Source organism: Shewanella sp. ECSMB14102, from assembly GCF_000813075.1.
Classification (GTDB): Bacteria; Pseudomonadota; Gammaproteobacteria; order Enterobacterales; family Shewanellaceae; genus Shewanella; species Shewanella indica.
Genome location: NZ_JWGX01000009.1, coordinates 1 through 19,044 on the forward strand (window position 1 = coordinate 1; position 19,044 = coordinate 19,044).

20 protein-coding genes are annotated in these 19,044 nt (G+C 54.1%); 10 read left to right on the forward strand and 10 right to left on the reverse strand.

The features are described 5' to 3' along the window. Nucleotides 1-79: 79 nt before the first annotated feature. Nucleotides 80-1,474 (reverse strand): PhoH family protein, encoded by a 1,395-nt coding sequence (locus RC73_RS04195; protein ID WP_039033471.1) that lies wholly within the window; start codon nt 1,472-1,474, stop codon nt 80-82. 344 nt (nt 1,475-1,818) lie between these two features. Here RC73_RS04195 and rapA point away from each other — a divergent pair, with 344 nt between their 5' ends. Then, nucleotides 1,819-4,725, forward strand: coding sequence for an RNA polymerase-associated protein RapA (gene rapA, locus RC73_RS04200; protein WP_039033472.1), 2,907 nt, complete (start codon nt 1,819-1,821; stop codon nt 4,723-4,725). A gap of 226 nt (nt 4,726-4,951) precedes the next feature. Continuing rightward, entirely contained in the window at nt 4,952-5,932 is a 981-nt protein-coding gene (locus tag RC73_RS04205; RefSeq protein WP_052247988.1) for a DUF3530 family protein, read from the forward strand. A gap of 76 nt (nt 5,933-6,008) precedes the next feature. Here RC73_RS04205 and RC73_RS04210 read toward each other — a convergent pair whose 3' ends face one another. Both RC73_RS04210 and RC73_RS04215 read right to left on the reverse strand, forming a co-directional pair. After that, nucleotides 6,009-6,512, reverse strand: a complete 504-nt coding sequence (locus RC73_RS04210) for a YqhA family protein (protein ID WP_039033473.1) — start codon at nt 6,510-6,512, stop codon at nt 6,009-6,011. A gap of 90 nt (nt 6,513-6,602) precedes the next feature. Continuing rightward, nucleotides 6,603-7,406 carry a crotonase/enoyl-CoA hydratase family protein gene (locus tag RC73_RS04215; protein ID WP_039033571.1) on the reverse strand — a complete coding sequence of 268 codons (804 nt, stop codon included), beginning with the start codon at nt 7,404-7,406 and terminating at the stop codon, nt 6,603-6,605. 362 nt (nt 7,407-7,768) lie between these two features. Here RC73_RS04215 and RC73_RS04220 point away from each other — a divergent pair, with 362 nt between their 5' ends. Continuing rightward, on the forward strand, nt 7,769-8,764 hold the full coding sequence (locus RC73_RS04220; RefSeq protein ID WP_039033474.1) for a response regulator: 996 nt from the start codon (nt 7,769-7,771) through the stop codon (nt 8,762-8,764). Between the two features lie 15 nt (nt 8,765-8,779). Beyond that, entirely contained in the window at nt 8,780-9,739 is a 960-nt protein-coding gene (locus tag RC73_RS04225; protein WP_039033475.1) for a sensor domain-containing diguanylate cyclase, read from the forward strand. 66 nt (nt 9,740-9,805) lie between these two features. On the opposite strand, the gene murA is transcribed toward RC73_RS04225, so the two are convergent. The 7 genes from murA to mlaF are packed head-to-tail and all read right to left on the reverse strand — an operon-like array spanning nt 9,806 to nt 14,407. Further along, on the reverse strand, nt 9,806-11,065 hold the full coding sequence (gene murA, locus RC73_RS04230) for a UDP-N-acetylglucosamine 1-carboxyvinyltransferase (RefSeq protein ID WP_039033476.1): 1,260 nt from the start codon (nt 11,063-11,065) through the stop codon (nt 9,806-9,808). Between the two features lie 9 nt (nt 11,066-11,074). Beyond that, nucleotides 11,075-11,332 carry a BolA family protein gene (locus tag RC73_RS04235; protein ID WP_039033477.1) on the reverse strand — a complete coding sequence of 86 codons (258 nt, stop codon included), beginning with the start codon at nt 11,330-11,332 and terminating at the stop codon, nt 11,075-11,077. A gap of 7 nt (nt 11,333-11,339) precedes the next feature. Then, nucleotides 11,340-11,627: an STAS domain-containing protein gene (locus tag RC73_RS04240; RefSeq protein WP_039033478.1), complete on the reverse strand. Its 288-nt coding sequence runs from the start codon at nt 11,625-11,627 to the stop codon at nt 11,340-11,342. Continuing rightward, nucleotides 11,624-12,280, reverse strand: coding sequence for an MlaC/ttg2D family ABC transporter substrate-binding protein (locus tag RC73_RS04245; RefSeq protein WP_039033479.1), 657 nt, complete (start codon nt 12,278-12,280; stop codon nt 11,624-11,626). Before RC73_RS04245 ends, RC73_RS04240 begins: the two co-directional genes overlap by 4 nt. Nucleotides 12,281-12,290: 10 nt before the next feature. Next, entirely contained in the window at nt 12,291-12,764 is a 474-nt protein-coding gene (gene mlaD / locus RC73_RS04250) for an outer membrane lipid asymmetry maintenance protein MlaD (RefSeq protein ID WP_039033572.1), read from the reverse strand. A 43-nt stretch (nt 12,765-12,807) separates the two neighbouring features. Next, the gene (gene mlaE / locus RC73_RS04255; protein WP_039033480.1) at nt 12,808-13,593 is read right to left on the reverse strand and encodes a lipid asymmetry maintenance ABC transporter permease subunit MlaE; all 786 of its coding nucleotides are present in this window, start codon (nt 13,591-13,593) and stop codon (nt 12,808-12,810) included. Further along, nucleotides 13,580-14,407: a phospholipid ABC transporter ATP-binding protein MlaF gene (gene mlaF, locus RC73_RS04260; protein WP_039033481.1), complete on the reverse strand. Its 828-nt coding sequence runs from the start codon at nt 14,405-14,407 to the stop codon at nt 13,580-13,582. The genes mlaE and mlaF overlap by 14 nt, the downstream gene beginning before the upstream one ends. Before the next feature lie 284 nt (nt 14,408-14,691). On the opposite strand from mlaF, the gene RC73_RS04265 reads away from it, so the two are divergent. Genes RC73_RS04265 through lptB form a run of 6 tightly spaced genes read left to right on the forward strand, consistent with a single transcriptional unit; the run spans nt 14,692 to nt 19,015 of the window. Continuing rightward, complete coding sequence (locus RC73_RS04265) at nt 14,692-15,654, forward strand: calcium/sodium antiporter (RefSeq protein ID WP_039033573.1); 963 nt, start codon at nt 14,692-14,694, stop codon at nt 15,652-15,654. Nucleotides 15,655-15,684: 30 nt separating this feature from the next. Continuing rightward, complete coding sequence (locus RC73_RS04270; protein WP_039033482.1) at nt 15,685-16,662, forward strand: KpsF/GutQ family sugar-phosphate isomerase; 978 nt, start codon at nt 15,685-15,687, stop codon at nt 16,660-16,662. Further along, a complete protein-coding gene (gene kdsC, locus RC73_RS04275; protein WP_039033483.1) occupies nt 16,662-17,213 on the forward strand; it encodes a 3-deoxy-manno-octulosonate-8-phosphatase KdsC in 552 nt (183 codons plus the stop codon). Before RC73_RS04270 ends, kdsC begins: the two co-directional genes overlap by 1 nt. Further along, nucleotides 17,210-17,770 (forward strand): LPS export ABC transporter periplasmic protein LptC, encoded by a 561-nt coding sequence (gene lptC, locus RC73_RS04280; protein WP_039033484.1) that lies wholly within the window; start codon nt 17,210-17,212, stop codon nt 17,768-17,770. Before kdsC ends, lptC begins: the two co-directional genes overlap by 4 nt. Then, nucleotides 17,757-18,290, forward strand: coding sequence for a lipopolysaccharide transport periplasmic protein LptA (lptA, locus tag RC73_RS04285; RefSeq protein WP_039033485.1), 534 nt, complete (start codon nt 17,757-17,759; stop codon nt 18,288-18,290). The genes lptC and lptA overlap by 14 nt, the downstream gene beginning before the upstream one ends. Continuing rightward, on the forward strand, nt 18,287-19,015 hold the full coding sequence (gene lptB / locus RC73_RS04290) for an LPS export ABC transporter ATP-binding protein (protein WP_025011764.1): 729 nt from the start codon (nt 18,287-18,289) through the stop codon (nt 19,013-19,015). Before lptA ends, lptB begins: the two co-directional genes overlap by 4 nt. The last annotated feature ends 29 nt before the right edge of the window (nt 19,016-19,044 follow it).

The window sequence follows — 19,044 nt, forward strand, 5'->3', positions numbered from 1 at the left end:
CTTTCAGTGAGATCGTCAAGCGATCTGTCTTAACTGATCGGCATTACCGATATGGGGCCTTTTTCAGTAGCCGGGTTTATCAGAGCTGCTCTTCGGCAAATTCCGCCAACCGTGAGCGCACAACACCGTTGAGATAAATGTTGGCACTGCCTTCAAAATTTTTAAAGCGTTCAACCATATAGGTTAAACCCGAGGTAACGGCGGTTAGATAGTTGGAGTCTATCTGCGCCAGGTTGCCACAGCAGATAAGCTTGGTACCTTCTCCCATACGGGTGATCATGGTTTTCAGCTGTGAGGCGGTCAGGTTTTGACACTCATCCAGCAATACCACTGAGTTCTGAATCGATCGCCCACGCATGAAGTTGATCGATTTAAATTGGATATTGGCCTTTTCCATTATGTAGTTAAGTGAACCGCTGGGGTTAACATCATGCTTGTGTAACACCTCCAGAGTATCGGTAATTGCCGCCAGCCAGGGCGCCATTTTCTCCTCTTCCGTGCCCGGCAGGAAGCCTATCGACTCGGCAATTTCCGGGGTATTACGGGTGACTATCACCTTGTCGTAGAGATTACGCTCCACCACCAGCTCCAGTGCCGCCGCCATCGCCAGCAAGGTCTTACCGCACCCTGCGGGGCCAGTGAGAATAACCAGGTCGATATCAGGATCCATCAAGGCCTGCAGCGCCATGCCCTGATAGATGTTCTTCGGCCTCACGCCCCAGGCCTCCATATTCATCAGGCGATCGCGACCGAGATCCAGCACATTGAGACTGGTTTCACTGCGGCCGACCACCCGGCCACAAAACTCGGACTCATCGTCCAGTAGATATTGGTTGATATAAAAGAGATCGTCACCCAGGTCCTTGAGCGGCACATCATGCACAGTATGACGACCATGACGCTCGGTGGCCACCTTGTGCAAATGCTCCCAGAAGTTGCCTTCAAATTGATGAAAACCCTTGGACAGAAAACGTATGTCATCGATCAGTTGATCTGTGCGGTAGTCCTCTACCAGGAGTATCCCGGCGCCCTTGGCCTTGAGACGCATATTAATGTCTTTGGTGACCAGCACCACGGTACGGGGCTCGTATTGATTTTGTAGATGCAGGGCTGTGTTGATAATGCGGTTGTCGTTGTTGTCGCCGGGCAGCGAGCCTATGGTGAATTCAATCTGATGGTCGGGGAAGATAGCCAGAGTACCTGTGGCATCTGTATGCCCTTCGCGGCTTGGAAGGGGAACCCCTTTGATTATCTGTTCCGGAGTGGTCTTGCCGCCGAGGATATCTTCCAGCGCCCGAATGGCGACCCTGGCATCGCGGCTGACATCCCGCTTTCTGTCTTTTATCTGGTCCAATTCCTCCAGTACCGTCATTGGGACCACAACATCATGTTCTTTAAAGGAGTATATCGCTAAGGGTTCATGTAATAACACATTGGTATCAAGTACAAACAACTTTCTGTCGTCTTGTTCCATGGCGCCTCCATTTGCGTCAATGAGCTACTCACAGCTTTGTTGTCATGGGCCAGCGCAGGCCTGGGTTGGGGTATATGGCACTCCTGTTTCTAACTGATTACGGGCAGGTTTCACCACTGTGACATGGCTTAAACTAATACTGGCACCTTTAGCAACGGATGACAAATACCCTTTGCAGTCTCTTTAATGGTCACTGCGCGGTATCCGTTTTTGAGTGTAGGATGCTAAAGATGACGATTGGATGACAAGCGGACGAAAAGGCCCGCAGGGCAGGATTGGTATTATACTCGGATTGGTATAACATACGCGCCCTTTGTGAATCCGCCCGGAGATGAGAGTTAAAGATGCCCTTCGCCTTAGGTCAACGCTGGATCAGTGATACCGAATCAGAGCTTGGTTTGGGTACAGTAGTACAACTGGAAGGCCGCATGGTCTCACTGCTGTTCCCCGCCACCGGAGAGAACCGCATGTTCTCCCGCAACGACGCCCCGTTAACCCGGGTGATTTATAACCCAGGTGATCAGGTCAAGAGCCATGAAGACTGGACACTGACCATCAACTCTTTGGATGAAAAAGACGGGTTGGTGATCTACAGCGGCATTCACAGTGAAACCGGTGAAGAAGTGCAGCTCCGGGAAACTCTGCTGGATCACAATATTCGTTTCAACAAGCCGCAGGACAGACTCTTTGCCGGCCAGATAGACAGACTGGACAGATTCGGGGTGCGCTACGCCGCCCAGCAACTGCGCCACAATCTGGCCACCTCAGATCTGCTGGGGCTGCAGGGTCCCAGAGTTGGCCTTATTCCGCATCAGCTGTGGATTGCCCATGAAGTCGGGCGCCGCTACGCGCCACGGGTACTGCTGGCCGATGAAGTGGGCCTGGGCAAGACCATAGAAGCTGGTCTCATCATTCACCAGCAATTGATGACAGGCCGCGCCGAGCGGGTACTTGTGATAGTTCCCGATACCCTGCGCCACCAATGGCTGGTGGAGATGCTGCGCCGCTTTAACCTGCGGTTTGCCGTATTCGATGAAGACCGCTGCATCGAGGCTTTTGCCGACCACGACAACCCCTTCTACACAGAACAGTTGGTGATCTGCTCGCTGGAATTGCTGCGCAAGAAGCGCCGTCTCGATCAGGCGCTGGATGCCGACTGGGATCTTATGGTGGTCGACGAGGCCCATCACCTGGAGTGGACCGAAGAGGCTCCGAGCCGCGCCTATCAGGTGGTAGAAGCTCTGGCAGAAGTGGTGCCCGGCGTACTGCTGCTGACCGCGACCCCGGATCAACTGGGCCATGAGAGCCACTTTGCCCGACTGCGACTGCTGGATCCGGACCGTTTCTACGACTATCAAGCCTTTATCAAAGAGGAACAAGGCTACAAAGAGGTGGCCCTCGCCGCCGAGGCGCTGGCCAGTGGCAACAAGCTGCCCGACAATGCCATCAACAGCCTGACCGAGCTCTTGTCGGAAAAGGATATCGCCCCCGCTATTCGCCTGATCCAGGCTGACGGCGTCGATGCCGAGCAGCAGCAAGCCGCCCGTGACGAACTGCTGCAGGAGCTGCTCGACAGACACGGTACGGGTCGAGTGCTGTACCGTAATAGCCGCGCCTCGGTCAAAGGTTTCCCGAAACGCATTTTCAACGCCTATCCACAGGCCATGCCGGAGCAGTACCTCACTGCGGCCCGAGTCAGTGCCATGATGAATGGTCACCGCACCTTGGAAATGAAGGCCGCCTACGCGCTGGCGCCGGAAAAAATGTATCAGGAGTTTGATGAAAACTCCGCTGCCTGGTGGAAGTTCGACCCCAGGGTCGACTGGCTCATAGATTTCCTCAAGCAAAACCGCAGCAAGAAAGTGCTGATTATCGCCAGCCAGGCCGCCACCGCGCTGAGTCTGGAAGAAGCGCTGCGTACCCGTGAAGGGATCCTCGCCACTGTGTTCCATGAGGGCATGTCCATCATAGAGCGTGACAAGGCCGGTGCCTTCTTCGCCCAGGAAGAAGGTGGTGCCCAGGCGCTGATCTGCTCGGAAATCGGTTCCGAAGGGCGTAACTTCCAGTTCGCCAGCCAGTTGGTGTTGTTCGATCTGCCGCTGAACCCGGATCTGCTGGAGCAGCGCATAGGTCGCCTGGATCGCATAGGTCAGAACCATGATGTAGAGATCCACCTGCCCTTCCTCACCGACACAGCGCAGGAGCGTCTGTTGGCCTGGTACCACGAGGGCCTCAATGCCTTCGAACTCACCTGCCCCGGTGGCCATATTCTGTTTAAGGAGTTTGGCGCCCAGTTGCTGCCACTGCTGGTGGAAGAAAACGAAGAAGAGATGAGCAAGCTGCTGCGCGACACCCGCAGCCGTTATAAAGAGCTCAAGCAGGCGATGGAGCAGGGCCGCGACAAGCTGCTGGAACTCAACTCCCACGGCGGCGACAGGTCATTGGCCCTAGCCGAGAGACTGGCGCAGATGGATAACGACACCCAGCTTATCGGCTCAGTGATCCGTCTGTGGGACATCATAGGTCTGGATCAGGACGACAGAGGCGAAAACACCATAGTACTGCGCCCGAGTGAGCACATGATGTTTCCCACTTACCCCGGTCTGCCGGAAGATGGTATTACCGTGACTTTCGACCGGGAAACCGCCCTGTCCCGCGACGATATCGCCCTGATAACCCAGGAGCATCCGCTGGTGCAAACCGGTCTGGATCTGATCACTGGTTCAGAGACTGGCACCACAAGTGTTGCCATCCTCAAGAACAAGGCGTTGCCGGCAGGAACTGTGTTCCTGGAACTTATCTACCTGGCACAGGCCTCGGCACCCAAGTCCAGCCAGCTGTATCGCTATCTGCCGCCGACACCGCTGCGCATTCTGTTGGATAAAGACGGCAACAATCTGTCTAACAAGGTGAGTTACGAGCATTTTGATCGCCAGCTCAGTGCGGTTAACCGCCATATCGCCAGCAAGCTGGTCAATGCCTCGCAGGCGATACTGCATCCTTTGCTGGCCAAGGGCGAAACCCACGCTATGGAGGCCATGTCCAACCTGCAGGCCGAAGCCCAGCAGCAGATGGAGCGTCAATTGGGCGCCGAGCTGCAACGTCTGGAAGCCCTCAAGGCGGTGAACCCCAATATCCGCGATGCTGAGCTTGAGTATCTGCAAAATCAGATCGTCGAACTACGCGGTTATCTGGATCAATGCCAGCTGCAGCTCGATGCCGTGCGCCTGGTGCTGGTCAGCCACGCCTGATAATCCACTCAAGTATCATCCCCCAAGACCCGCTGCCGGCGGGTCTTGCTTTTTATGCTTAAGTTCAGCAACCCTGATGCACCACGCCTTTAAGCTTTGGTTCGGCGCGCAAACTTTTTTAACTACGGCTACTAGAGCACAAATTTGCAGCTTATAATTTTGGCATTGAGCCAATAAAGGCTGCAGAATCATGCTATTCCAACCAAAGCAAGTTTAAGGAGTTCCCTTGGCGCTGATACCCAGAACTATGGCTATACTGTGCTTTTTGCCTTTGGTGGCACTGGCAGCCGACGAGCCAGTCAACAAAGACATGGTCAACCAGGCGCAGGCTCAACCAGAGCCAGCGACTCAAACGCCTGAAACAGCCTCCATGAAGCCCAGAGACAATCGCCGGGCGTTGGAGCATGTCGCCGCCTCAGAACTGCAACAGATACAAGTGGATGGCGAGGAACAAGCCGTTCTGGTGCGACCCTGGAGTGGCCCGAAACAATTGGGCGCAGCGCTGTTACTGCCGCCACCCGGCACCCACGCCGATGCTCCCGGACTCAACGCCTTCTTGCGCCGCGGCATCAATCCCGCAGGCTGGGCCAGTATCAGCATCACACCACCACCCTTTCCGGAGCAGCCCAACTTCACCACAGAGGCGCAGGAAATAAGCAAGGCCGGCGATGGCAAAATGCCGGGAAAACGCAACCAGGCAACGAGCCGCCGAGAGGCGGAGGAATGGCAGAAACTCAGGAAACAGCAACAGAGCTTTATCCAACAGAGTCTGGCGCAATTGGACACCTTGGGAGCCCCCTTTCCAGGCAAGCGCTTACTGATAGCCCAGGATCAGTGCGCCGCCTTGGTAATTGAGTTATTGGCGGCGCAGGAGTTGGCCAAACCGGACTTACTGGTGGTGATCAATCCCTACCTCGATGATCCCTATGCCAATTTAGCCCTGCCAAAGCAGCTGGCCGAACTGGATCTGGCGGTACTCGATATCCAATCCCCCGACGGTCACCAGGCCTCGCAGGCGACGGTAAAAAGTCGTAAATCGCTGGCAATGAGCCAGCCGGAAAATCAATACCGGCAGCGGTTACTGGCGCTGGATCTGCGCCAGGATGTTGCCTTTGAAAACACCTTGATGATGATAGATGGCATGGCCAGAAAGGTGCTGAAACAAGCGCCGCCAAACGAAAAAACAGCCACTGAAGCCCATCAGTGACCGCCTAATTGCAGAAGTTGCTGCCAAAACCGGCCGGCAGACCAAGCTTTCCGTAGAACAAATGTCGGCAGTGCGATTACTCTTTCTTGCCGCCATTGGAGAACATCAACGCCAGGGAGATGAGTACCACAGTGCCTCCCATGAACAGCAAATCCAGTGCCGAGCTGGGCTTGATATCGGCAAAGAAGGAGAACACCTTGATGATCAGCATCATCAATATCACTTTGCCCAACTTGCTCTTGAGTGCATCTATGCTGGAGATGATCAGTATCTTCCCACCGGTATCCGAGTTACTGGCCGGTTCCAGGTTACGGATAAAGAGTTCATAGAGGCCGAAAGCAAAGATCAGCAGCACAGCCCCGAGCAGGAAGGTATCCAGTATCTCCACCAGTACCATCACAAGATCGTTACGCACATCATAGCTACCACTGAGTAGGTACTCCCACAACAGGGCAAACATATGTAGCACGTCCTTGACTCCCATGACAAAGGTGACCAAGGCCGCCAACACACAGGAGAAGACTCCAACCATGACAGACAAGCGACTGCCCCACAGCAAGCGTTCAAAAAAAATCCGCATCCCAATTTCCATCTAAAAATAAAGTGACGGATTTTCAGGCGCTTCTGTCATATAGGTCAAGTTAATATTTATTTAGCCGTGAAGGGTATCTCACCAGTTTCGCCGCGGTTCAAAGGCCCGCTCGGGATCCTTGCCCTGCCGCACGGCAGCAATGGCTCTGTTACGCCCCAAAAGCAGACGCACCTGGCTCCAGGACTCCCGCGCCAGCAGGCGCCGACGGGAACCGTTCCAGCTGCGGTTGATACTCAGTTTGATCGCCGCCAGTGCATCGGGAGAGCGTTCATTGAGTTCAGCTGCCAGTTGTTGTGCCCGGGCCAGAGGATCACTGCTGCACTCGGTCACCAACCCAAATTCCAACGCCTTGCAAGCGGGGATTAATTCCGCCGTCATACTGAGTTTCAATGCCTGATCTTTGGTCAGAATTTCCCGCAAACTCACCAAGCCGCCCATGTCGGGCACCAAGCCCCATTTGGCTTCCATAATAGACAATTCGGCGTCATTGGCGGCAATCCGAAAATCGGCGCCGAGCGCAATTTGCAAGCCACCGCCATAACAGCGACCATCCAAGACGGCAATCACAGGAACCGGCAGCTCACGCCAGGCGACAGACACCTGTTGCGCCAGATTGGCATTGCCCGGTAACCACTTGAACAACAGCTTCAGCGCTTGCCAGGGAGAGTTAGCCACACTCTTGATATCCAAGCCGGAGCTGAATTGGCCACCCTCACCTCTGAGGATCACCGCCCGCAAATGCCGTTGACGGCGCAAGTGACGCGCCATAGCCTTAAGCTCGCTGAACATAGTGTAATTAATAGCATTGAGCTTATCCGGCCGGTTCAAGCTAACGATAGCCAACTGTTGCTGCCATTCCAGGCTAAGAGTCTGCCACTGCATCTGCAGGTCCTTGAAAGTTGAAGTTATGTTAACGGTATCACCATCAAACAGGTCAGGCCAGATCAAAAATCGCTCTATTTCAATATCACAGCACAGTTTAAATTTTGGCTTGCGTCAATAAACTGACATTGGTTTTGACTTAGTGGCGACAAGTGTTCACAATATCGACCCTCAAAAGGCAAGCCATTGCACTAAATAAGATTTTATCCTGCCAAATATGAGAAATGGACATAAAGTCCGTATCCGCCGGTATATTACTATCGGCCCTGTCCTCTCTGATCCAGCGGCATAGTCAGAGGATAATCACAAAAATGCCGCTGTAGGTGTTATCTTCAAGTAATGCGGTAGAACAGGAAATCTCTATGGCGATTCCGGTACTCATATGCGACGACTCTGCGCTGGCGCGAAAGCAGATGGCCCGTACCCTTCCCAAAGAATGGGAAGTCGACATCAACTTTGCCGCCAATGGCGCCGAAGGACTTGAGGCTATCCGCGCCGGCAAGGGTGAGATTGTCTTTTTGGACCTCAACATGCCGGTCATGGACGGCTATGAAGTGTTGCAAGCCATTCAACAACAAGATCTGCCGGCGATGGTGATAGTCGTCTCTGGTGATATCCAAATTAAAGCCCATCAAAGAGTCAAAGCCTTGGGCGCGCTGGATTTTATTCAAAAGCCCGTCAGTGCAGATGCCATTCGCAACATACTACAGGAATATGGCATTTTGCAGTTGGCCGAAGGCGGCGACGGCAACGAAGAACCTATGATCCAGGTGGATATGCGCGATGCCTGCCAGGAAGTTGCCAACATTGCCATGGGGCGCGCCGCCGATCTGCTGGCCAAGTTGCTGGATGTATTTGTGCTCTTGCCCATTCCCAACGTCAATGTGCTGGAGGTCAGTGAGTTGACCATGGCACTCAAGGCCACAGAGCAAAGCCCCAAAATTTCGGCGCTGTGTCAGGGTTTTATCGGTGCCGGCATTGCCGGTGAGGCGCTATTGCTGTTTCACGACTCCAGCTTCAAGGATATGGCCAAGTTAATGGGCCTGTCAGATCCCGAAGACACCAACACGGAAATCGAGGTGATGATAGATACCGCCAATGTGCTGATCGGCGCCTTCCTCAGCGGCATCTCGGAGCAGCTGGATATGCAATTCAGCCAGGCGCACCCTGTGGTGCTCGGACGGCATTGTACAGTGAACGATCTGATCCACGATAACTCAGATCGCTGGCAGCGCACGCTGGCGATGGAGATCAATTATCGCATCGAAGATCACAATGTGCAGTGTGATCTACTGCTGCTCTTTACCGAAGACTCCTTGCCGACGCTGAATTTCAAGCTCGGCTATCTGATGAACTGACAAAACAGGTTTGCCATGGCAAAGGATTTGAATGCAATAAATGAACTGCACTGGCTAATCGACATGGTGCAAACCATAGAGGTTGGCCTGGTGGTACTGGACCGAAATTACAATATTCAGCTGTGGAATGGCTTTATGGAAAACCACAGTGGCGTCTCTCCCAACGATATTAAGGGCACCAACCTGTTTGAACGTTTTCCGGATCTGCCGGCCAGTTGGCTCAAGCAGAAGATGGAATCTGTGTTTCTGCTGAAAAACCGCGCCTTCATCAGCTGGGAGCAGAGGCCCTATGTATTCAAATTCAAGAACTACCGGCCCATCACAGGCCGCGCCGAATTCATGTTCCAGAATGTCACCCTGCTGCCACTGGCCTCTCTCACCGGGCAGATCTCCCATATCAGCATCATCATCTATGATGTGACGGATATCGCCATCAATAAGCTGCAGCTCAAAAGCGCCAACGAGCGCCTGGAACACCTGAGTCAAACCGATGGCCTGACCCAACTGCACAATCGTAGACACTGGCAATTTTGCATGCAGCGGGAGTTTGATCGCCACACCCGCTATGGCGAGCCAGCCAGCCTGGTGATGTTCGATATAGATCACTTTAAACGGATTAACGACAGCCTGGGGCATATCGCCGGAGACAGGGTTATTCAGCATCTATCCCATATTCTCAGCCAAAACCTCAGGGAAACCGACTGCGCCGGGCGCTATGGCGGCGAAGAATTTGCCGTAGTCTTATCCCACACCAGCGCCGAAGATGCCCGCTCCTTTGCCGAGCGGCTACGCATTCAGATAGAAAGCAGCCGCTTCAGCTTCAATGGTCAGCCGGTGCCTTTTACTATCAGTTTGGGGATCTGCGATCTGAGTGACGAGGTAGAAAACAGCGATCAATGGCTGGCCAATGCCGATCAGGCCCTATATCAGGCCAAGGTTTCCGGCCGCAACTGCGTCAGTATTTTCAGCGATTGATTTGCGGGGAATACGGCCAATAAAAAACCACTCTAAGAGTGGTTTTTTATTGGCTGTGCAACCGGGTTAGGAGATGCGCTCTACCGAGCCACCAAGACCCTTGAACTTATCTTCGATATGCTCATAGCCTCTATCCAGATGATAGATACGGTCCACCACTGTGGTGCCTTCGGCCATCAGTCCGGCAATCACCAAACTGGCTGACGCCCGCAGATCGGTCGCCATCACCTGAGCACCATTGAGCTGCTCAATACCGTGAATGATACAGGTATTGCCTTCCAGTTCCATGTTGGCGCCCATACGGTTCAACTCGGGCACATGCATAAAACGGTTCTCAAAGATGGTTTCCGTGATAGTGGCAGTGCCTTCTGCCACTGCATTAAGCACACAGAACTGCGCCTGCATATCGGTCGGGAAACCGGGGTAAGGCAGAGTCTTGATATTGACTGACTTGGGACGCTTGCCCTTCATGTCCAGGGCTATCCAGTCGCTGCCGGTAAGGATTTCGGCGCCGGCATCTTCCAGCTTGGCCAGCACAGCCTCCAGCGAGCCGGGATCGGCATCCAGACAACGGATCCGGCCACGGGTCACCGCTGCAGCCACCAGGAACGAGCCTGTCTCAATTCTGTCCGGCATCACCCGATAACGGCAACCATTGAGCTTTTCCACCCCTTGAATCCGTATGGTAGCGGTTCCGGCGCCCTCAATCTTGGCTCCCATGGCGATAAGGCACTTGGCCAGATCCACCACCTCGGGTTCGCGGGCAGCGTTTTCAATCACGGTTTCACCATCAGCCAAGGCCGCAGCCATCAGCAGGTTCTCTGTGGCGCCGACACTGACCATATCCATAAAGATATGCGCGCCTTTGAGGCGGCCATCGACCCGGGCCTTGATATAGCCTTCATCGACTTCTATCTTGGCGCCCATCAGCTCCAGGCCGTGCAGGTGCAGGTTCACCGGCCTGGCACCTATGGCGCAGCCCCCCGGCAGAGACACATCCGCCTTACCAAAACGTGCCAGCAAGGGCCCCAGGATCAGAATCGAGGCGCGCATGGTCTTCACCAGATCATAAGGGGCGCAAAACTCATTGATGCCGCTGGCATCGATACGTATCTGCCCTTTGCCTTGCTCGCTGACGTCGGCACCGAGGCAACGCAACAACTTACAGCTGGTATTGACGTCCCTCAGATTAGGCACGTTGGAGACCAGGAATTCCGATTCGGTCAACACCCCGGCCATCAGGATAGGCAGAGCGGCGTTCTTGGCGCCGGAGATCACCACGTTACCGGCAAGCGCACCGCTTGCCTGAATTTTCAGTTTATCCACATTGATACTCTAGGCTGGCATGTTGAAGATTTTTTCACGCTGCCACTGGGTAGGCGTAAAAGTCTTGATACTGAGCGCATGCATCTCACCACTGGTGATCTTGTCCATCAGGGGGGCATAGATTGCCTGCTGCTGCTTGATACGGCTCATGCCATCGAAACATTCACCCACGGCCACTATCTTGAAATGGCTGCCTTCGGCGCTGACATAAACTTCCGTCAACGAGAGTGAGTCCTTTAATATTTGTTCTATCTCTGTGGTATTCATAGGAAACTTACCTAGTTTGGCCCTCTGTGCTAAAGAAGGCATCCAAATCATACAGGGCGATCAACTTACGCACCTGTGGCGAGGGAGAAGCCAGGGTCAGCTCCCCCTTTCTGAGACTGACAAGCTCCATTAGAAACGCCATGCCGGCACTGTCTGAGTATGTCAGCTCGCTGAGATCCAACCGGCGCACATCGGCCGGCAGCAGTGTCTTGCGTGTCTTCCACAAACGGGTGACTTCTTCTTGAGTCAAACGCCCACTCAATTTGCAGCTATCGCCCTGTGGCTCAAGCTTCATAGCGCATCCTTGCCTTTGGGGCCATCGGGATCCACGTGAGCCTGAGTGCGCTCTTTTAGCATCTCAATCACGGCATCTATGCCCTTCTGGCGAATGAGTGTAGTAACTTCCGACTGCTTGGAGGCCAGCAGACTGACACCTTCGGCAACCAGGTCAAAGGCCTTCCAGCTGTCGTCCTTCAAACGACGCGCCTTGAACAACAATTTGATTGGCGGGCGGCCCGCTTCAATGATCTGTACATTCACCTCGACTATCTTTTCCTGGCTGAAGTCGATGGCACGGCCAAATTCCACTTTCTGATTGGTGTACTCGGTAAAAGCCTGGGCATAGGTGGAAACCAGATAGCCCTCAAAAGCATCGACAAAGGCATCACGCTGCTCTCTGGTGGTCTGCTGCAAGTATTGGCCCATCACCTTGTAAGCGGCGTACTTGTAATCCACATAAGGCATCAGCTCCTCTTTAACGATCACCTTGAGGTGATCCGGATTGCTGTCGATGATGCTCTTATCCTGATGAAAACGGTTAAATGTCTTGTCGGCAACCTGTTCCACCATGACATAAGGGTTGCTGGTATCGATATCGGTCGCCTGTGCCACTGTTGCAGACGCCAGACAGGCGACGGCCAACAGATTACGGATTATCCCTTTAAACATCTCAGTGCTCCTAGTTGTCCTTTGAACCCATGCTATATAAAAACTGCCCGATCAGCTCCTCCAACACCAGCGCCGAACGGGTATCATCGATGCGATCGCCATCTTGCAAAATCGCGATATCGTCATCCATAAACCCTGGAGTCAAGCCGAGGAACTGCTCACCCAGCAAGCCCGAGGTCAAGATAGCCAGGCTGCTGGTTTCAGGAAACTGGTCGTAACGCTTGTCCATGGTCAGGGTCACCACAGGCACCATCTGCTGGGGATCCAGGGTGATCTGACTGACCCGACCGACAACCACACCGCCCACTTTGACCGGCGAGCGTACTTTAAGGCCGCCGATGTTACTGAACTTGGCCGTTAGAGTGTAAGTATTGCTAGCGGACTGCACCTCCACATTGGCCACCTTGTATACCAGCAGCAAAAAAGCCACCAGTCCCGCCAACAGGAAGAGTCCCACCATAAATTCAATTTTTCGTGTCAACATAGAGTCACCAGAGTTAATCATCCATTATGCGCCGGCGCCAAAATCAGCGGGCAAACATCAGCGCCGTCAATAAGAAGTCCAGCGCCAATACCGCCAGGCTGGACTGCACCACAGTCTGAGTGGTCGCGCGGCTAATCCCTTCCGGATTAGGCACCACCTGATAACCTCGATAAAGGGCTATCCAGGTCACCACTATGGCAAAAACAAAACTTTTAATCAGGCAGTTGACTATGTCCTGCCGCCATTCCACCGCGGCCTGCAGAATCGACCAGAAGGCGCCATTGTCTATGCCTTTCCATTCAACCCCAACCAGATAACCGCCATAGATACCCACAGTGGTAAACATCAAGGCCAACAACGGCATACTGATCACCCCGGCCCAGAAGCGCGGCGCAATCACCTGCCGCAGCGGATCTATCGCCATCATCTCCAAACTGGAGAGCTGCTCTGTGGATTTCATCAACCCCAGTTCAGCGGTCAGGGCCGAACCGGCGCGGCCGGCAAACAGCAAGGCGGTAACCACTGGCCCAAGCTCCCGGAGCAAGCTCAGCGCCACCATGGGGCCCAGGCTCTCTTCAGTGCCAAAATCCACTAAGATGTTGTAGCCCTGAAGCGCCAGTACCATGCCGATAAACAGTCCGGAAACCAAAATGATCACCATGGACTGCACACCGACGACGTACACCTGCTTTATCAGCAATGGCAAGCCTTTGCGTGGCCGTGGCAGCTGCACCAGGGCGCCCCAAAGCATCACCCCGGCCTTGCCGAGCCCTGTTATCAGACCCAGTGCATTGCGGCCAAGATTGGCTATCGAATCAGTCAAACTCACCGAGCAACTCCTTCTGATAATCCTGCGCCGGATAGTGGAAAGGCACTGGGCCGTCCGGCATACCGTCGATAAACTGCCTCAGCTGTGGATTGTCGGCCTGCTTGAGCTCGGACGGAGTACCATGAGCTATGATGCGCTTGTCGGCAATCACATACACATAGTCGGCAATGCTCAGCACTTCGCCCACGTCATGGGAAACCACCACAGAGGTGAGATTCAAGGCATCGGACAACTCTTTAATCAACTTCACCAGCACTCCCATGGAAATGGGGTCCTGACCGGCAAATGGCTCGTCATACAGCACCATTTCCGGCTCGAGCGCTATGGCACGGGCCAAGGCAGCCCGGCGCTGCATTCCGCCGGAGAGTTCGCTCGGCATCAACTGCGCCGCGCCGCGAAGTCCTACGGCTTCAAGCTTCATCAACACTATGCGACGAATGATGGCTTCCGGCAGCCCTGAGTGTTCCCTGAGAGCAAAGGCCACATTATCGAACACATTCATGTCGGTAAACAGGGCACCGCTCTGGAACAACATGCTCATTCGCTTACGAGCTTCAAACAGCTCGTGGCGGCTCAGCTTGTGAAGATCCTGACCATCGAACAACACCTCGCCGTGATCCGGAGTCAACTGCCCGCCGATGAGCTTCAGCAGCGTAGTCTTGCCTATGCCGCTGGGTCCCATGATGGCAGTGACTTTACCTCTGGGAATCGTGAGGCTTATCTGCTCAAAAATCACCCTCGATCCACGACTGAAGCCGAGATTATTGACCTCGACCAGGGGAGAAGGATTTTGCTGCTTGCTGGATTCCGGCATCAAAATGAAATGGAGACCTTGTCTAGTGGAATTCAAGTTACGGCGCGGCTGTAGCACCACGGCACATATGGCCCGCCGTTATAAGGCTTGATACTGCCGCAGGCTTACTGAATTGACGCTGAATGGCGCCCGGTAACCCGTCTGGCCAAGCCAAAGATAAGCGATAAATTGTACGCAATTGAGGATAAGCGCACAACTGAATCAATAGTATCGCGCCGTGATACTTTCAATTTGTAGCAAATACGGCGAAAATGCACGCCAGAATCCGTAGCTTTATTTACTGCATGTTATTCAATATTTTCTTGCTGCTCGCCGGCTTGTCCGTCCTGGTCTGGAGTGCCGATAAATTCGTTTATGGCGCCGGGGCTTTTGCCCGTAACCTGGGGTTACCCCCCATGTTGATAGGACTGACCATAGTCGCCATGGGCAGTTCGGCCCCTGAGATGTTCGTTGCCGCCAGCGCCTCCATGGCCGGCATGCCGGATACGGCCGTGGGTAATGTGCTGGGCTCCAATGTCGCCAATGTCAGCTTGATCCTGGGGTTGACCGCCCTGCTCGGGGCTATTGCCGTCAGCTCCAAGACCCTGAAGCGGGAGATCCCCATGATGCTGGGCGCCACAGTGCTGGCGGGTTACTTCCTGCACGATCAGTATCTCAGCCGCAGCGAAGGAGTTATTTTACTGGCGCTGTTCTTCGGCCTGATGGGCTATCTTATCTGGCATGCACTGACCAATAAGAATAAGGATCCACTCGCCGATGAAGCCGATGCCGAGATCCCCAAAGATGTGCCCACTGCCAAGGCAGTACTCTGGTTGATCATAGGCTTGGTACTCTTGCCACTGTCGGCAGACTGGATGGTCGAAGGTGCCGTGGGTATTGCCAAGTCTTTTGGGCTATCGGATCTGGTTATCGGTCTGACCATCATTGCCGTGGGCACCAGCCTGCCGGAACTGGCAGCCTGCGTAGCCGGTGTGCTCAAGAAAGAGGACGACTTGGCCATAGGCAATATTGTCGGCTCCAACCTGTTTAATATTCTGGCGGTATTGGCAATACCCGGTCTTATCGCCCCGGGCGTAATCGACGCCGCAGCGGCCGGACGCGACTTTTATATGGCTTTGGGCACCAGTTGTGCCCTGGCACTCCTGGTGCTGAGCACAGGTAAACAACGTGAACTCAAGCGCTGGCACGGTGCCTTACTACTGATAAGCTTCATTGGCTATCAATACAGCCTGTTTCAATCCCACTAGCGATGAAGGGCAAAAAGACGAGAGACAACTATGGCAGAAGCTAAGCAACTGCGCCAATGGGGCCGCAGAGTAATAGATATCGAGAAACAAGCACTGGATAACCTGTACCAGTTTGTTGATTCCCCCGAGTTCGCCCAAGCCTGCGAACTGATCCTCAACTGCAGCGGCAAGGTGATAGTGATGGGGATGGGGAAATCGGGCCATATAGGCAATAAGATTTCTGCCACCCTCGCCAGCACGGGCACCCCGGCATTCTTCGTTCACCCGGGCGAAGCCAGCCACGGCGACCTTGGAGTGTTGAGTGAAAACGATATCGTATTGGCTATCTCCAACTCGGGCGAGTCCAGCGAAATTCTAACCCTGATCCCCGTCATCAAGCGCCAGGGGATCCCTATGATCTCCATGACAGGCAAGCCAGAATCCACCATGGCTAAGCTGGCGCAGCTGCATCTATGCATCAAGGTGCCGGAAGAAGCCTGCCCGCTGGGCTTGGCCCCCACCTCCAGCACCACGGCCACCCTGGTGATGGGAGACGCCCTGGCGGTCGCCCTGTTGCAGGCCAAAGGCTTTACCAAAGACGACTTTGCCCTGTCGCATCCCGGCGGCGCTTTAGGGCGCAAACTGCTGCTCAAGGTCAGCGATGTGATGCATAAAGACGAAGAACTGCCGTTGGTCACAGAAGATATCTGTATCACAGACGCCCTGTATGAAATCTCCAAGAAGGGTCTGGGTATGACCTCAGTGGTCAATCAGCAGAAGCAGCTGGTGGGTATTTTCACCGATGGTGATTTGAGACGTGTCATCGACGCCGGAGTCAACCTGCGTACCACCAAAATAAGCGATGTCATGACCCGGGATTGCATCACCAGTGGTGACAATATCCTCGCGGCGCAGGCGCTCAAGGTGATGGACGAAAACGACATTAACGGCCTTATCGTCATCAATGGCGCCAATGAGCCGATTGGAGCACTCAATATGCTGGATATGGTCAAGGCGGGGGTTATCTGATGAGTCATCAAGGTTTTTACGGACCCATAAGCGAAGACAACTGGCAAAGAGCCGCCAAAATCAAGCTGCTTATTTGTGATGTCGACGGTGTCTTCTCCGATGGCCGTATCTATATGAGCAACAGCGGCGAAGAGCTGAAGGCCTTTCACACCCGCGATGGCTATGGAGTGCGCTCGCTGCTGTCCTGCGGCATTCAGGTGGCGGTGATCACCGGCCGCAAGTCCCAGATAGTCGAAAACCGCATGACGGCCCTGGGGGTAGACAAGATTTATCAAGGCATAGACAACAAGCTTGAGCCCTATGAGGCGCTGCTTAAACATTATGACCTCAAGCCTGAACAAGTGGCCTATATAGGTGACGACATTGTCGACCTGCCGGTGATGAAGCAAGTTGGACTGGCGGTTTGCGTGGCCGATGGCCATCCTTGGGTAAGGCAGCACTGCCACATGATCACCCAGATTACCGGCGGCCATGGTGCGCTGCGGGAGCTGGCGGATCTTATCCTGCTCAGTCAGGACAAATTTGAAAATGCCCACGGAATGAGTATATGAATAGGGTCACTCTGGCCATTATTTTGTTTTTCTCCACTGCACTAATCCTTTACTGGCAGGTGCAGAACAAGCGCAACGCCCAACAGAGCGAGGCGCCGGTGGATGTGGTGCGGCCGGACTTTGTCGCCGATGACCTGCGCTCAGTCAACTTTGACGAGCAGGGCAATGTCGCCAGCAGGGTCGCGGCGGCACACATGGAACACTATGAAGCCAATGAGAAGACCTTCTTCAACCAACCGGTTTATCTGGTCTATCCGGACAAGGGCGAAGCGCAGTGGCGCCTGTCTGCCAACGAGGGCAGGCTCAATCGCAAGAGTAACCGAGTGGTACTTGAAAATAATGTTATCATCGACGCCATTAGCCCCAATGAACCGATCCAGAGCCTGAAAACCAGTTATGTGGAGCTGGATCTGGACACCATGATCATGACCTCAGATCGCGAGATCCTGATCGAAGGCAGAGACTTTAATATCAAGGGATCCGGCCTGTATGCCGATCTCAACGCTCAGCAAGTAAAGCTGACCAGTCAGGTGAAAGGAACCTATGAAACCAAGTAAGCTTTTTATCGGTGCCCTCTTGTGCATCACAAGCCTGTCGGCGGTGGCCATTGAAGAAGATCTGCTGCAAAAAGTCGAGATCAGCGCCGCCAATCAGTTTGCCGATATCAAAAACAAGCGCGTGGTATACGGCGGGCCTGTCACAGTCACCCAGGGCAGTTTGAAGCTGCTGGCCGATGAACTCACGGCTTACACTGAGGACAAGAGTGGCGAGCGGATCCTGGTGGCCAAGGGCTCACCTGCCACCTATACCCAGAAGCTGGAAGATGGCCGTCAGGCCAGTGCCAAGGCCAAAGAGATCCACTACAACATAGACAGCCGCATCATGACCTTGATAGGTCAAGCCAAAGTGGAACAGGACGGCAGCGAAGTAACCGCCGAGAAGATAGTCTACGACATCAACAAGCAGCAGCTGGAAGCGGAAAGCAGCGGCAAAGGCCAAGATAGGGTAACCACTGTTATCCAGCCGGAAAACTATCAGGATCTCAATAAGAAAGAACAGCAGCAGGAGCCGCAATGACCAGCACCCTGACGGCACAAAACCTGGCAAAGAGTTACAAGAAGCGCAACGTAGTCAAAGATGTCAGCCTATCGGTCAATACCGGCCAGATCGTGGGGCTGCTGGGCCCCAACGGGGCGGGCAAGACGACTACCTTCTATATGGTGGTTGGCCTGGTGCAGAGTGACAAGGGCCGTATTTTCATTGACGACGACGAGCTGACCTTGGATCCCATGCACCTGCGTGCCCGTAAAGGCATAGGCTATCTGCCACAGGAAGCCAGTATTTTCCGCAAGCTGTCGGTACATGACAACATCATGGCCGTACTGCAAACCCGCAAAGAGCTCAACAGCGACGAGCGCGAGGAACAACTCGAACAGTTGCTGGAAGAATTCCACATTACCCACATACGTGACAGCCTGGGGATGTCCCTCTCCGGCGGTGAACGCCGCCGGGTGGAAATCGCCCGGGCATTGGCCGCCAATCCACAGTTCATTCTGCTGGATGAGCCGTTCGCCGGTGTGGATCCCATCTCAGTTATCGATATCAAGAAAATCATCGAACAGCTTAAGTCCCGCGGTTTGGGGGTGCTGATCACAGACCACAATGTTCGCGAAACGCTCGACGTTTGTGAGCGAGCCTACATTGTCAGCCATGGGCAGTTGATTGCCGAGGGCACACCCGCTGAAATCTTGGACAACCAGCAAGTGCGTGCTGTGTACTTAGGCGAACAATTCAGGCTATAGTTAGGATCATGTCATCCGGCGGCAATTCC